This window comes from Anaerolineales bacterium (genome assembly GCA_016928575.1).
GTDB lineage: Bacteria > Chloroflexota > Anaerolineae > Anaerolineales > RBG-16-64-43 > JAFGKK01.
The window spans coordinates 1-13,904 of sequence record JAFGKK010000068.1; the positions used below are offsets into that span (position 1 = coordinate 1).

At 63.6% G+C, this 13,904-nt stretch carries 11 protein-coding genes; 5 read left to right on the top strand and 6 right to left on the bottom strand.

The annotated features are described in order from the left end of the window. The coding region (locus JW929_09015) for a DNA topoisomerase IV subunit B (protein MBN1439536.1) at positions 1 to 207 on the top strand (207 nt) is incomplete at its 5' end. A 368-nt stretch (positions 208 to 575) separates the two neighbouring features. On the opposite strand, the gene JW929_09020 is transcribed toward JW929_09015, so the two are convergent. Both JW929_09020 and JW929_09025 read right to left on the bottom strand, forming a co-directional pair. Then, entirely contained in the window at positions 576 to 1,226 is a 651-nt protein-coding gene (locus JW929_09020; GenBank protein ID MBN1439537.1) for a response regulator transcription factor, read from the bottom strand. Next, on the bottom strand, positions 1,204 to 2,469 hold the full coding sequence (locus JW929_09025) for a sensor histidine kinase (GenBank protein ID MBN1439538.1): 1,266 nt from the start codon (positions 2,467 to 2,469) through the stop codon (positions 1,204 to 1,206). Before JW929_09025 ends, JW929_09020 begins: the two co-directional genes overlap by 23 nt. A 51-nt stretch (positions 2,470 to 2,520) precedes the next feature. Here JW929_09025 and JW929_09030 point away from each other — a divergent pair, with 51 nt between their 5' ends. The 4 genes from JW929_09030 (at position 2,521) to JW929_09045 (ending at position 7,199) form a co-directional block, all read left to right on the top strand. Beyond that, positions 2,521 to 3,627: an ABC transporter ATP-binding protein gene (locus JW929_09030; GenBank protein ID MBN1439539.1), complete on the top strand. Its 1,107-nt coding sequence runs from the start codon at positions 2,521 to 2,523 to the stop codon at positions 3,625 to 3,627. Then, a complete protein-coding gene (locus JW929_09035; protein MBN1439540.1) occupies positions 3,624 to 4,580 on the top strand; it encodes an ABC transporter ATP-binding protein in 957 nt (318 codons plus the stop codon). Before JW929_09030 ends, JW929_09035 begins: the two co-directional genes overlap by 4 nt. 1 nt (position 4,581) lies before the next feature. Next, complete coding sequence (locus JW929_09040; GenBank protein ID MBN1439541.1) at positions 4,582 to 5,715, top strand: ABC transporter permease; 1,134 nt, start codon at positions 4,582 to 4,584, stop codon at positions 5,713 to 5,715. A gap of 125 nt (positions 5,716 to 5,840) precedes the next feature. Next, the gene (locus JW929_09045; protein MBN1439542.1) at positions 5,841 to 7,199 is read left to right on the top strand and encodes an HlyD family efflux transporter periplasmic adaptor subunit; all 1,359 of its coding nucleotides are present in this window, start codon (positions 5,841 to 5,843) and stop codon (positions 7,197 to 7,199) included. Between the two features lie 321 nt (positions 7,200 to 7,520). Here the strand turns inward: JW929_09045 and JW929_09050 are convergent, their stop codons facing one another. The 4 genes from JW929_09050 to JW929_09065 are packed head-to-tail and all read right to left on the bottom strand — an operon-like array spanning position 7,521 to position 13,781. After that, positions 7,521 to 9,359, bottom strand: coding sequence for a glucosyl-3-phosphoglycerate synthase (locus JW929_09050; GenBank protein MBN1439543.1), 1,839 nt, complete (start codon positions 9,357 to 9,359; stop codon positions 7,521 to 7,523). Beyond that, positions 9,356 to 10,621 (bottom strand): glycosyltransferase family 4 protein, encoded by a 1,266-nt coding sequence (locus tag JW929_09055; protein ID MBN1439544.1) that lies wholly within the window; start codon positions 10,619 to 10,621, stop codon positions 9,356 to 9,358. Before JW929_09055 ends, JW929_09050 begins: the two co-directional genes overlap by 4 nt. Before the next feature lie 17 nt (positions 10,622 to 10,638). Beyond that, positions 10,639 to 11,991 carry a glycosyltransferase family 4 protein gene (locus JW929_09060; GenBank protein MBN1439545.1) on the bottom strand — a complete coding sequence of 451 codons (1,353 nt, stop codon included), beginning with the start codon at positions 11,989 to 11,991 and terminating at the stop codon, positions 10,639 to 10,641. After that, on the bottom strand, positions 11,988 to 13,781 hold the full coding sequence (locus tag JW929_09065; protein MBN1439546.1) for a sugar phosphorylase: 1,794 nt from the start codon (positions 13,779 to 13,781) through the stop codon (positions 11,988 to 11,990). The genes JW929_09060 and JW929_09065 overlap by 4 nt, the downstream gene beginning before the upstream one ends. Positions 13,782 to 13,904: the final 123 nt, after the last annotated feature.

The following is a 13,904-nucleotide window of genomic DNA, read 5'->3' on the forward strand; positions in this document are numbered from 1 at the left end:
CAGCGCTACAAGGGCCTGGGCGAAATGAACCCGCAGCAGTTGTGGGATACGACGATGGACCCGCAGACCCGGACCCTGCTGCAGGTCTCGATCGACGACGCGGCCGAGGCCGACCGGACCTTCGACATGCTGATGGGCTCGGCCGTTCCGCCGCGCCGGCGCTTCATCCAGACCCACGCCAAAGATGTGAAAAATTTGGATGTGTAATAAAAAAAAGTCACTGCTCAGGCAGCTTATCTCGACAGAATAATCTCAGCATAACATCAGCGGTGTTATAGGTTTTGCCCGTCACCCCGGCATGGCTCCCCCCGCGCCCGCCCCCGCAAAGCGGGGGAAGCGGGGTTCGAAGCCGGGGTCCAGTATTTATCGAAGATTTACTGGATGCCGGCTAATTTCACCCCCGGCGAAAAACGCGCCGAGGGCGGGCGCTGGCATGACGATCGCCAGCTGAGGAGTAACAAAAAAAGAAATAACTGCTATGACCCAAAGACGCCGAGGGATAGAGTGCTCTTGGCGTCCTTTTATCGTGGTGGTCAGTCCGGGTGATCTCGCCTCGCGAAAAACCGCCTCGCCCGCTATTCCTCCAAATCCACCAACCCCATCTTCAACGCGACCAGCGCCGCCTGGGTGCGGTCCGAAACGCCGAGCTTCTCGAACAGCGCGCTGGTGTAGTTCCGCACCGTGCCCTCCGAAAGGTAAAGCTGGTGGGCGATGTCGGCGTTGGCCAGGCCGCGCGCCAGCAGACGCAGAATATCGCGGTCCCGCTGGCTGAGGTGGATGGACGAGGGGGCCGGCTCCGCCGGAGTCACGCGCTCCACGTGGGAAAGGATTTTCCCCGTCACCGCCGGGTCCACGTATGATTTCCCGGCCGCGGTTCCCTTGACCGCCTCGATCAGCGCCTCGCGCGGCGTATCCTTCAGCAGGTAGCCCGAAGCCCCGCTGCGGATCGCGTCGAACAGCCATTCGTCGTCGTCGTAGGTTGTCAGCACCAGCACCCGCACGCCGGGGTGCGCCTGGCGGATCATGCGGGTCGCCTGGACCCCGTTCGTGACGGGCATCTTCAAGTCCATCAGCACCACGTCCGGAGGATCCCGGCGGACGCGCTCCACCGCCTCGCGGCCGTCGAGCGCGATCCCGGTCACGCGGATCTCGGGATCGGAGGCGAGGATTTTTTCCAATCCCTCGCAGATGATTTCCTGGTCGTCACAAATCAGAACGCGGATCATGGCCAACAGGTATCCTCACGCGCAGCGCCGTACCCTCGTCCTTGCGGCTTTCGATCTCGAGCGCGCCTCCGCAGGCCTGCGCCCGCTCGCGCATGCCCCGGATGCCGTAATGGTCCTGCTCGTCGATCCGCTCCGGATCGAACCCGGAGCCGTCGTCCCGCACGGCGAATTCCACCGCGCCGCCGCGGGCGGCCAGCTCCACGCGCAAGGAGCCGGCGCCGGCGTGATGGACGGCGTTGTCCAGCGACTCCTGGGCGATGCGGTAAAGGGCGTGTTCGGCCGCCTCCGGCAGGGCGGGCAGGGATTCCTCGATCTGGCAGTCCAACCGGAGGCCGGAGCGCTCGGCCGCCGCCTCGGCCAGGTTGCGGACGGCCAGCGGGAGCCCGAGGTCGTCCAGCGCGTCGGCCCGCAGGGATTTCAGCGCGCGCCGCGTGTCGGTCAGGCCGTCGCGGGCGATCCGCAGGGCGCGCTCGAGCATCGCCGGACATTCCCCGCCGCCGGAAGCAAGCTCGGTCTTCATCGCCTCCAAGCTCACCGAAAGCGCGGTCAGCGAATGCGCCAGCGTGTCGTGCAGTTCGCGGGCCAGCCGGTTGCGTTCGTGGCTGACCGCCAGGCGCTGCTGGGCATCGGCGTTGCGGATGAGCTCAAGGTTGGCCCGCATCAGACGGCGGCGCTGGGCCCGCTGGGTTTCCATCAGATGGCAGACGATGTGCCCGACGATCCCGAAGGAAAACGCGCGGATCAGCGGCTGGCCGACGACCGTCAGCTGTTCGGGCCGCGGCGGCCAAAGCAGCGGGATCAGCAGGATCTCCTCCGCGGCCGCGGCCAAAACTGTAAAGAGCAGGACGTAGCGAAAGGGGTATTGCCAGGCCAGGATCACCAGCGGAACCAGAAGGACGGGAAAGGAAAGCCAGCTGCCCTGGATCAGCACCGATAGGGTCCGGTCGGAGGTTTCCAGATAACTCATCACATTCGCCAGAACCGGAAACCCCGCCGCCATCGCCAACGCCAAGGGCAGGTACCAATCCGGATTCCGCTCCCGCAACCACGGGATGGACAAGTAAGCGTAGAGAATTAAATACAAAAGGAAATTCAGGAAGGACCAGCGCAGGTACGGGATCTGCAGGATGTTGGTTTGAATCGAGGAGAGGGTTACCAGAATAGCGAAATAAGCGATGGCGATGATCAGGAAATACCGGAAGATGATCAACAACCCCGGTTCGATCCTTGTTTTCCGTGCCATAAAGGCATCATAGCATAGAACCCGGACCCGTTCCCCTTGCCGGCGAAGCGGGTGACGCGCGTCATGCGCCGGATGACGGATGTCATCCGACTCGATGACCCGCCGTATCTGCCGACGGGTCCGGTTCGGTCGTATGCTTTGCGGGTTAGCCCCGGCGAATTCGTACGGAAGGCCGTCGGCGGGAATTTTCGGCGGCGGGAGGATCGGATGGCGTTGGCGATCGAGGCAAAGAATGTGATCAAACAGTTCCAAGGGGCGGCGGAACCGGCTTTGCGGGATTTTTCCCTGGCCGTTCCGGCGGGCACGCTCTGCGCGCTGGTCGGCCCGGACGGCGCCGGGAAGACGACCGCCCTCAGGATCCTGGCGACCGTCTCCAACTCTTTTTCCGGATCGGCTTCCGTCGTCGGGTACGACGTGCGCGCGGATCCCGAAGCCGTACGCTCGCGGATCGGCTACATGCCGCAGAACTTCAGCCTTTACCCGGACCTCTCGGTCTGGGAGAACCTTTTGTTCTTCGCCGAGTTGAACGGGGTTCCGGGCGGGGAGCGGGAGCCGCGGATGCGCTCAATGCTGGAATTCGCCGGCCTGGCCCCGTTCCGCGAGCGCCGCGCCGGCGACCTCTCCGGCGGAATGAAGAAAAAATTGGCGCTGGCCTGCGCCCTGGTCCACGATCCGCAGGTGCTGATCCTCGACGAGCCGTCGACCGGCGTGGATCCCGTTTCGCGCCGCGAGTTGTGGCGGATTCTGGCCGGCGTCGTCCGGCGCGGGGTGGCGGCGCTGATCAGCACCCCCTACATGGACGAAGCTGAACGCTGCCACCGGATCGGGATGCTGTATCGGGGGAAGGTCCTGCTCCTGGGAACGCCCGAGGAGCTGCTGGGCGGAATGCCGTCGCGCTTCCTCGAGGTGAAGGCCAGCCCGCGCAAGGCTATGCGCCAGATCGTCACACAGATCCCGGGCGTTCTCTCCTGGCGTCCGGTCGGGGACCGCCTGCGGGTGGAAACGTCCGGCGACGGAACCCAAGCCGAATCCCTGCGGCGGAACCTCGAGCGGCAATTCCGGGAGCAAAACCTGCAGGTGGACATCTTGGAGGAAGTCAAACCGATGATGGAGGATCTCTTCGTTCATATGGTTGGAAGGCAGGGGAAAGCGCCGTGAACGCACAGAAAAACGCCCTCGCGGCCTCCAAGCTGTCGCGATCCTTCGGAACCTTTGCGGCCGTGCGGGAGGTGACGTTTTCGATACCGCGCGGAGAAATTTTCGGCCTGCTCGGGCCGAACGGCGCGGGCAAGACGACCCTGATCCGCATGCTGTCCGGAATCCTGCTTCCGACCGGGGGCGGCGCGCACGTCCTGGGGTATGACGTGGATCGGGAGCCGGAAGAAATCAAAAAGCGGATTGGGTACATGTCGCAGCGGTTCGCGCTCTACAACGACCTTACCCCGCGGGAAAACATTGCTTTCTATGCCGATATTTACTCGGTTCCCTCCGACGAACGCGCCCGCCGGGTGGAAAGCCTGCTGGAGATGGCCGGATTGTCCGGCCACCGCCACGAACTGACCCGCGGCCTTTCGGGCGGTTGGCGCCAGCGTCTGGCGCTGGCCTGCGCCATCGTCCACCGTCCGCCGATGCTGTTCCTCGACGAACCGACCGCCGGCGTGGATCCCGTTTCGCGCCGGGAGTTCTGGGAGTTGATCTATGCCATGGCTGGCGAGGGGGTAAGCGTCCTGGCCACCACGCATTACATGGACGAGGCTGAATACTGCAACCGGATCGGGATGATGTACCAGGGGGAACTGATTGCGCTGTCCAGTCCGGACCGGCTGCGGCGGGAACATCCCGGCGAACTGTACGTCCTGGACTGCACCAAACCCGAGGCGGCGGAATCCATTCTCCGGCGGATGCCGGAGGTGCTTGGAATTTCGGTCCACGGAGCCCTGCTTCACGTGAACGCCCAGGCGGCCGGCGACCGGCCGCGGATCGAGGCCGAATTAACCAACGCCGGCGTGATCGTCCGTCGGCTGGAACGGGCATTGCCTTCCCTGGAGGACGTGTTCATCCGGTTGGTGGAAAAACAGCGCGGCGGACAAGGCTCGCCGGCGGAGAACTGACATGAATCATCTGATCACCATCATGCGCAAAGAGGTGTACCACATATGGCGCGATCCGCGGACCCTGGCGTTGATTCTGCTTCTGCCGGCGATGCTCCTGATTCTGCTTGGGTACGGCATCTCCGGCGAGCGCAACCGGATTCCCCTGGTGATCGCCGATCTCTCGCGGACGGATGCCAGCCGTGCGTACGCGCAAAAATTCCTGTCCAGCTCGGATTTCCTCTGGGCTTATTCGGCGATGAGCGAGGAAGAGATCCTCGCCCTGCTGGACCGCAACGAGGCCGAGGCCGCGATCCTCATCCCGCGCGAGTTCGGGAAGGCGCTCGATTCGGGCCGTACCGCCCAGGTTCAGTTCTACCTCAACGGCTCGTCCGATCCGACCGACGTGCAGACCATCCAGCTTAAACTGAACGCCATCCACCAAATGGCGGTCCAGGATTTGCTGACGGCCGAACTTTCCCGCAGCCCGCTGGCGGCGGGGCTGAGCATGCCGATCGAATCCTTCACCCGCGTGCTCTACAACCCCAACAGCGACCAGCGCTGGTTCATGATTCCCGGATTGATTCCGATCATCCTGCAAGTCCAGGCGTTGCTCCTCACCGCCCTGGCGATCGTCCGCGAACGCGAACAGGGGACGATGGAACAGTTGATCGTCACGCCGGTCAAGCCGTGGGAACTGATGCTGGGAAAAATCATCCCCTACCTGGCGGTCGGAATCTTCAACCTGTTCGTCCTGCTGGTGCTGGGTTACTTCATGTTCGGAGTCAGCGTAACCGGCAGCTTCTGGATGCTGGCGGCGCTCAGCGTTGTGTTCATCGTCGGATCGCTCGGATTGGGCGTGCTGATCTCCAATCTGGCCCAATCGCAGATGCAGGCGATTTATCTTTCCGTGTTCGTGATCCTCATCCCGGCGATCATCCTTTCTGGACTGCTGTTCCCGCGCGACAACATGCCGCTGGTCACCTACCTCTACAGCATGCTGCTGCCCGTGACCCACTATCTGGAGATTGTCCGCGGAATCATGGTGCGCGGGATCGGCGCCGAATCGCTTTGGCAAACGGCCATCCTGCCGCTGATCGTCCTCAGCATCGGGTATTTCGTCGCCAGCGTGCTGGCGTTCCGCAAGCGGATCTAGGAAGGATCCGGCCGGGCGGGGCAGAGTGAATCCCGCATCCGGACCGGATGTCAATCTCGAGACGGCGGTCTCGATGTGCAAAGAACGCTAATCGACCGCCGCCTTCGATAAGCGAGAGTGAAAAAATGAAAACCGCATTCAATCTTCGCAATGTGCTCTTCGGCCTGTTGGCGGTCGCCGTGCTGGGAGGGGCGGCCTGGGGCTTCGGAACCTACCTCCAGGAGCAAAACGCGGACGACGGCGCGCTGACGGCTTCGGGTTTCGTCGAAGCCGTGAAGATCGATGTCGCCCCCGAGCTTTCCGGCAAGGTCGTTTCCGTCATGGCCGCAGAGGGCGATTCCGTAAAGCGGGGAGAAGCGATGCTGCGCATCGACGATTCTCTGCTGCAAGCCCAGCGCGGAGTCGCCGAGGCGGGCGTGGCGCAGGCGGAAGCCGCGGCCACAGCGGCCGAGGCCGCCCTGGCCGCAGCCCAGACCGCCTATCAGGCGGCGCTCGACCAGGCCCGCGAACAGGAACGGGCATGGCGCACGGCGGATTGGGGGCAAGGCTCGCCCGAAGGCTATTCCCTGCCGATGTGGTATTTCAACTCCGTAGAACGGCTGGCCGCCTTGAACGCCGAATTGCTGGAAGCCCAGGCCGATCTGGAGCAGGCCGAAGCCGATCTGCGGGAAGTGGAAGGGCAATCCGCCAGCCGGGAATTCCTGGACGCGGAACAGCGGCTTGCCCGGGCGGTCGAGGCGTTGAACATCGCCGCGCAAGTGCTTCAGAAGGCAATCCAATCCGCCGGCTCCCGGGAGCTTGAAGACGAGGCCCAACGGCTGTACGACCAGGCGGAGGCGGAATTGCAGGCGGCCCAGGAGGAATATAACCGCACCCTGCGGACCGAGGGCGCACAGAACGTGCTCGAAGCCCGCGCCCGGGTGGAAGTGGCCCGCGAGCGCGTGGATACGATCCTCGACCAAATCCGCATGTTGCAGACCGGAATTCTCTCGCCCCAGGTGGCCGCCGCCCAAAACGTGTTGGATCAGGCCCGGGCGGCCTCAGACCAAGCGGCCGCGGCCGTGGAGGGCGCCGCCGCGAACCTGGCATTACTGGAGGCACAGATCGCCAAGGCGGTCGTCACGGCGCCCGCCGACGGGAAAGTGCTTACGCGGGCGGTGGAGCCCGGGGTCGTGGTCAGCGCAGGCGCGGCGGTTTTCACCATCGGCCAGCTGGACCGGCTGACCATTACGGTGTATGTCCCCGAAGACCGCATCGGCGAAGTGGCGCTGGGCATGCCGGCGACGATCACCGTGGATTCCTACCCGGACGTAATCTTCCGCGCGACCGTCACCCACATCGCCGATTACGCCGAATTCACGCCGCGCAACGTTCAAACCGTGGAAGGAAGAAAATCCACGGTCTACGCCGTCCGGCTCGTGATGATCGACGGCATCGGCGAACTGAAGCCGGGGATGCCCGCAGATGTGACTTTCGGAGGATGACCCGCTGATTGCCGCCGCGGGAGGCTTTCGGACGGCGGCATACGTCTGTGAAGCGCGGGGCCGGAAATTGCGGCCCCGCGCTTTTTGACGGGCTTTCTTTATCCGCTCTTGCGGTAAATGTATACCCCGCGCCTGCCCTCGCGAAGCGGGGGAAGGCGTGCAGGTCTTGGGGGTTGCGCTCCGTGATGCCGCGCGGATGTTCATTGCGGGCAGTCGAATGGCGGCACCCTCGCAGATGTCACCGGCCCGCAACCGCATAACCGCCGCGCGCACCGGTCGTTCGGCCGTGCCGGGCCGCGGTTTAGGTTCTCATCCGAGGGTTTATGGATGCTGGTTCTTTCTCGTCGGCGGGGCGGCGAGGCGACTCCGGGCGGCTTGGTAGGCCGGCAGCTCCGCCATCGGCGGACGTTCGAATTCGATGATTTCCTCGATGTCCAAGGAATAGATGCCCGCCGTCTCGCGGATCAATTTCATCGATTTGTTCACGTCCTCAACCAACTGCAGGCCGTAGCGCCTTTCCAGTTTGCGGAGGAAGGCCTGCAGAATGATGAAGGACATCTTGCTGAGCGCCTCCAGCGGCTGATTGTGGTGAATGCGTTCCAGCAGATCCACCTGGGCGATGGCGGAAAGTCCGTACCTTTCGTAAGCGTCGATCAACAATCCCGTTTCGACCCCGTAGCTGGAAAAGAAGCCGACGTGTTCGAGGAAGGACCGCCGGGCGCCGTATTCGCCCGAAAGCGGCTGGATGATTCCGGAAAGTTCCGGGTAGAAGAGGTTGATCAACGGGCGAGCAATCAACTCGGTAACCCGGCCGCCGCCGCCGGCCTGGCGCTTTGTCCCCACCTTCAGCGGCCGGCGGTAGAAGCCCTTGACGAATTGGATCTGCGGATTATGCAGCAACGGCCCCAAGATGCCGAACACGAACCTCGGGTGGATGTTGATGATGTCGGTGTCGATCCACAACAAAATGTCGCCCCGGGTGACCAACAGACTCTTCCACAAGGCTTCGCCTTTTCCGGAGCGCGGAGGCAGTTCCGGCAGCAGCTCCTGGTGAATGTAGACCGGAATTCCCTCCGCGCGGGCGATCTCGCGGGTGCGGTCGGAGGAATTCGAATCCATCAGCACAATCTCATCCAACAGGGGCGCCTCCTGCATCAGCTTTTTCTTCAGGGCGCGGATCACCGGCCCGACGGTTTCCTCCTCGTTCAGGGCGGGAAGCGCCAGGCTGACCGTCCATCCCCGCCGCTCTTTCAGCGCCAGCAGTTGTTTGAGGTCGGCGAACTCGTCCGCGTGATAGGTGTTCTCGGCAAACCATTTATCCACCAGAATAGAGATCGCCTGCGCGCCCGCGGCTTCGTCCTGAATGGCGACCGGGGTCGGGCGTCGGTTCTTCACCGCCAGCACCGCGGCGGAAGCTTCCTGGAAAACGCGGTCCGCCACGGAGCCCAGCGAGACGGCGCTCCGCATCGGCTGGATCGTGGTGCCCATGATGATCAGGTTGCGGTCGAGGGATTCGGCGAGAATCGACTCCGCGGGATTGTCCGTTATCCGGGAGCGCTTCTCCACTTCCGGAAGCTGAGACAGGACGCGCCTCAAGCCCCGGAACGGCGCGTCGGATTGGGCTTCGGTTTTCCCCGCCGCGCGCAGATGCAGGGTTGCGATCTGCCGGTCCTTCATGCTCAGACCGGTCCGCAGGGCCAGCTCGGCATGCGGACCGCCGCGCAAGGGGATCAGAATCCGCAACGGTCCGTCTGGGAACGGACCGCGGATGACGCCGACGTTGCACGGCGGCCGGAGCAGGGCGTCCTCGGGGGGGATTCCCAAGGCGTCGAAGTGCTCGTTCCATTCCAACAGCAGGAGGTCCGGCTCGTTCCTTTCGATCATTTTCCGCAGGTCGAGCCACGGATCGTGGGAGACGCGGACGAGGGACCGGGCGCGGACATTCCCGAAGACGGATAATTTCAGCATCCGCCGGCGGACGATGCGCGCCATCGCGGCGCCCAGGCTTAGGGATTTATGCGTCGGAACCCTGACCAATCCGATCAGGAGGATGTCGGAGTCCAGCGCCGTCGCGGCCTTCAAGGCCGATCGGCCGCGGCATCCGTATACGACCGGAACGAGGATGGTGCGGAAAGAGGAAAACTTTTGTTTCGCCGTCATCCGCTTCCCGACTCCGGCGCCCGGCCGGCGGTCTGCCTCAACAGCGGCGCGATGCTTTCCTCGAAGATCTGCTCCCAGCGGAAACCGGTACGGACGGACGCGGACAGACGGTGGACCGGGTCGTCCTGCAAGCGGCCGCGGATGAGGGAAGCGACGCGTTCCGGATCGTCGTCCGGCGGAAAAAACGTCGCCGAGCCGGACCCCAGTTCCCGGAGCGTGGGCAGATCGGAGCAAAAGACGGGGCGGCGGCTGATCCCCGCTTCCAAGATGGGGATTCCAAAGCCTTCCTCGCGGCTCGGCAGAAAGAGCGCATCGGCCAAGCGGTACAAATCGGCGATGACGGAATCCGGGAGTTCCCTCGCCTCCGTTTCCGCCAGGAAGTGGAATGCGTCTTCCAGGCCGAGCGATTGGCGCAAAGCAATCAGCCGCCGCAGATAGTCGCGGTTGTTGGGGTTGTGGGCTCCGAGCGGCCCGGTCACCACCATCACGGCCGCCGGTTGGGAGGCGCGCAGGGCGGCAAGAGTCCGGACCGCGAATTCCAGGTTTTTCCTCGGCGTAATGCGCACCGGCAGAAGCAACAGCGGATCCGCCTGGAAGAGGTTCAACCCGCGAACGATCCCGATCGTGCGTTCGCCCAGGTTGAGGAACGCCTCGACCGGGATGCCGTTGGGAACGACGCGGATCCGTTCGGGAGGAATGCCGTTGAGGTGGGAGAGTTCGCGCCGCCGCAGGGCGGACACGCAGGCGTGGACGGCGCCGGGCCAGGGATCGCGCAGGAGATCCCACGGCCGGCCGGGATGCAATTCGGACCGGTAGCGGGGAGTCGCCCAGGCCAGGTCGTGATGCCACAGGATCAGCCGGGGGAAATCCGCCGTACGGTAGATGCGGTACAGCGCGTCGGTCAGCACCAGGTTCTTATTCAGCGAGCAGACGTTGTGCGCGATCAGCAAATCAAATCCGGATGCGGCGGACCGCAGCAGGCCGGACAGGCGGTCCGAGAGGGAGGCGAAGCCGGGAGGGACGCGCCCCGCATCCAACTCCCGCTTGGCGGCGAGGATTTCCGGATCGAGGGAATCGACCAGCGGGAGGCGCAGGAATTCGATATCGGGATTTGCGGAGGCGCCGCGGGCGGCGACGATGCGGACGGAATGCCCCGCCGCGGACATCAGCCTGGCGTGGTGGCCCAGCACGCTCTCCACCCCGCCGATGACGGGCGGCGCGGAATGGTGCAACAGGACGATCCGCAGCGGATTCCGAGTCATGTTGCCGGGCCTTTCCCCTACCTCGCTTCCCCGAGGCAGTCGGAGATCAACAGCCTCAGCCGGCGCCGCAGGACGCTGTAGGAGAAATAGCGCCGCGCCAGAAGGTAGTTTTTATCCGCCCAGCCCTCCATTTCCTCCGGATGGGTCAGGCAGTGCCGGACGGTCTCGAGGGTGGCGTCGTCGATGAACCCGTTGAATTCGACGACCGAAAAACCCTTCGGTTTGATGTCGACTTCGTAGATGGAATAATTGTTGACCACGATCGGACGGCGGTAATACACCGCTTCCAGAAATGCGTTTCCAAATCCTTCCACGCTCGAAGGATAGGTGACCAAGTCGGCCTGCGGATACACGTCCGCCAGGGTGAAGATGTTCCGCCCGTCGGAAGTCAGTCCGCGCGTGTCCTGAACGACGCTCGATTCAAATCCCACGTCCACCTCGAGCAGTTTGGCGAATTCGCGGACCCGGCGTTCGTATTCGGTGCCCTCGTCGCCCGACGCATGGGTGATGACCAGCTTGGCGGGGATCCCCACCCGGCGGGTGAGTTCGATTGCGTGTTCGATCCCTTTGCGCTGGATGATGCGCGTCGGCTGAAGGAACAGCTTTTGGCCGTCGGCGATTCCCAAGCCGGAGCGTGCGTTCAGGGCATAGGCGTCCGGCGGCTTGGGGGGCTGTTCGAAATCCATCACGTTGGGAATGACCATCGCCGAGAGCCCGGTCCGCGAGGCCAGCCGTGAGGCGGCGATGGAATTGATGACAACGTGGCGGATCGAGGGCAGGTTAGGGGGGAAGGCGGCGGCGATGTAATCCCGCACGCAATTCACCATGAAGCGCCGGCGCTCCCAATGGAAATCGTGGTGGTGGGCGATGGCCGGGAAGCCGGTTTCGGCGATGAACTCGGTGATCGCCAGGCCGAGGGGCAGGTTCAGGGGAATCGTCAGTGCGTTTTCGACGACCAGTACGTTGATGGAGAAATCCTTGGCGAAGGCGTACAGCTGTTCCTTGAACATGTCCTTCAAGCCCTGGATCTGCAGGCTCATCTGCGGCGGACGGACGTAGATGGAAAAATAATCCCGGTACAGGGAAGCGATCTCCGGATGCGCGGCGCGGGCTTGGGCCGTCGCATTCCAATCCCCGGCATAGGCGGTCCGGTTCATGGCGTCGATGACCGGGTGGCGGTAGAAAGCCTCGGGGACGATCCGGCTGCGTTCCGCGGGCCGATCGGACATGCCGCAAAAGTAGAAGCAGGTGTGGCCGAGTTGTTCCAGCACGTCCGCCCATTTGGCGGTCTCGAGGGAGACGCCGTCGGTTCCGGCAAACCTTGTGGAGATGAAGCCGATGTGCGAGGGGACGGAGAACGGACTGGTCATGCCGAGGAAGCCCTTTCCAAATTGGGCGGCATTCCGCCGCCGAGAGGGACAAGCCAGCAGGTTTGATACGGACCCAGGGGAAAGGCCGCGTCGCGGCGGGCGGAGAATCGCTTCCCGGTCACAAGATCAACGACGGCAAACGCCGGACCGGAAGCCCCGAAGCAGTCTTCCAGATCCAGATTAACCGTCTGCGGCTCTCCCGACACTTCCTGGAGGCAAAGCGCGCGCCGCCCGCTTCCTGGCTGGGTCCGCTGCAGGGCGAAGACGGCGCTTCCGACATCCACCGTCTGTTGGCGGCCGTACGGATCAAAAGCCGGCGAAAGCATCCGGGCCCGGATCAGCCGTTGGAGGCCGGTAAAAACCCGGTGCCGCAATCCCGCTTTGTCCGAAAGCCCGCGCTCGAGTTCCGCGCGCTCCAACTTTTGGCGGTTGATCGTTCGGTTGCGTCCGGTCTGTTCGACGCCGTCCGGCCAGCCGCGGGATCCGAACAGGCTATGGAAGTATATCGCAGGAATTCCCGCTAATGCGAGCAAAATCCCGTGCGCGGCAAGGAACCGGCCGACCGCAAGGTCGAGAGGTTCTCCCCCGTCCGGAGCGGACACCGCGTCCAGGTAATTGATGTTTAGTTCGTACGGCTGAACCGTGCCGTCGGAATTGCGTTTGTCGGAGATCCTTCCGCCGTGCTCCAGGGTTTTTCGGATCAGATGGTCCAGATCCTCGGGCGGAAGCAGGTCCCGGACCGCATTCAAGCCGATGCCGTCGTGGGAGGCGAGAAAATTCAAGAAGGTGGAACGCCCGCCGGGATGCGGAAGCCCGTCGATCCAACGGCTGAGGGCGCGGGGACTTCCGCTGTGCAGGGTGTGCAGCACAAGCGGCGGAAGCGGGAAATTGTAAACCAAATGCGCCTCGTTGTTCCCGTCGCCGAAATAGGAGAGGTTTTCCGCCTGAGGCACGTTGGTCTCGGTGACGAGTTTTACTCCCGGCGCCGCCGACTCGAGCACGGAGCGGAACAGACGGACAATCCGGTGAGTCTGAGGAAGATGGATGCACGCGGTGCCGACTTCCTTCCACAGGTAGGCGACGGCGTCCAGGCGCAGGAACGATGCGCCGTGCGCCGAATACTCGAGCAGCAACTCCACCATCTTCAGCAAAAGCCGGGGGTTGCGGTAATTCAAATCCACCTGATCGGCGCTGAACGTGGTCCACACGATTTTTGACGAAGCGCTTCCCGGAAACGAGTGCAGCAGGGGCGTGGTGCGCGGACGAACGACCCGGGCCAGCTCCGGCCTGTCCGGCTGTTCCAAGAAAAAGCCGCGGTACGGTGCTTCGTCACGCAGGAAGGCTTGAAACCATTCGCCGCGAGCGGAAGCGTGGTTGACGACCGCATCGATCATCAGTTGGAATTTGTGCGCCAAGCGGTGGATGTCGTCCCAACTTCCCAGGGCGGGATCCACCCGGCGGTAATCCGTGACGGCAAAGCCGTCGTCCGACGACGAGGGGAAAAACGGCAGAATATGCACCAAGGAAACGACGCCGGCGAGGCGGTTGAGGCAAAAATCGGCCAGAACCGACAACGGAGCCGATCCGGCTTGGACGATTTGATCCGGATAGACGATGAGCATGACGTCTCTTTGGGTGAGTTCCGCTTTGCGGCGATTTGCACCGGGCGCAGACCGGCGCCGATCCTCCACCAGTGCGTCGAGGCGGCGCATGAGCCAGGCGGTCTCCCGGTCGTCGTAGAGGCCGCGGAGCAGATTCCCCCAACGGATTTCGTCTCGGGACCCGGGCATCGTCACTCCGGGAAAGGATTGCGGTTTTTTCTTCAGGAGAAAGCACGGCGGCCGCCAAGGCCGGTTGCCTCCAACGGATGACCCATACCGCTGATCCCGCGGCGGAAGGAAATTGTACCAGCG

Coding starts and splice junctions, on each gene's coding strand:
- JW929_09025 (MBN1439538.1), bottom strand. CDS start 2,469: ATGGCACGGAAAACAAGGATCGAACCGGGGTTGTTGATCATCTTCCGG.
- JW929_09050 (MBN1439543.1), bottom strand. CDS start 9,359: ATGACGGCGAAACAAAAGTTTTCCTCTTTCCGCACCATCCTCGTTCCG.
- JW929_09055 (MBN1439544.1), bottom strand. CDS start 10,621: ATGACTCGGAATCCGCTGCGGATCGTCCTGTTGCACCATTCCGCGCCG.
- JW929_09045 (MBN1439542.1), top strand. CDS start 5,841: ATGAAAACCGCATTCAATCTTCGCAATGTGCTCTTCGGCCTGTTGGCG.
- JW929_09060 (MBN1439545.1), bottom strand. CDS start 11,991: ATGACCAGTCCGTTCTCCGTCCCCTCGCACATCGGCTTCATCTCCACA.
- JW929_09065 (MBN1439546.1), bottom strand. CDS start 13,781: ATGCCCGGGTCCCGAGACGAAATCCGTTGGGGGAATCTGCTCCGCGGC.
- JW929_09040 (MBN1439541.1), top strand. CDS start 4,582: ATGAATCATCTGATCACCATCATGCGCAAAGAGGTGTACCACATATGG.
- JW929_09020 (MBN1439537.1), bottom strand. CDS start 1,226: ATGATCCGCGTTCTGATTTGTGACGACCAGGAAATCATCTGCGAGGGA.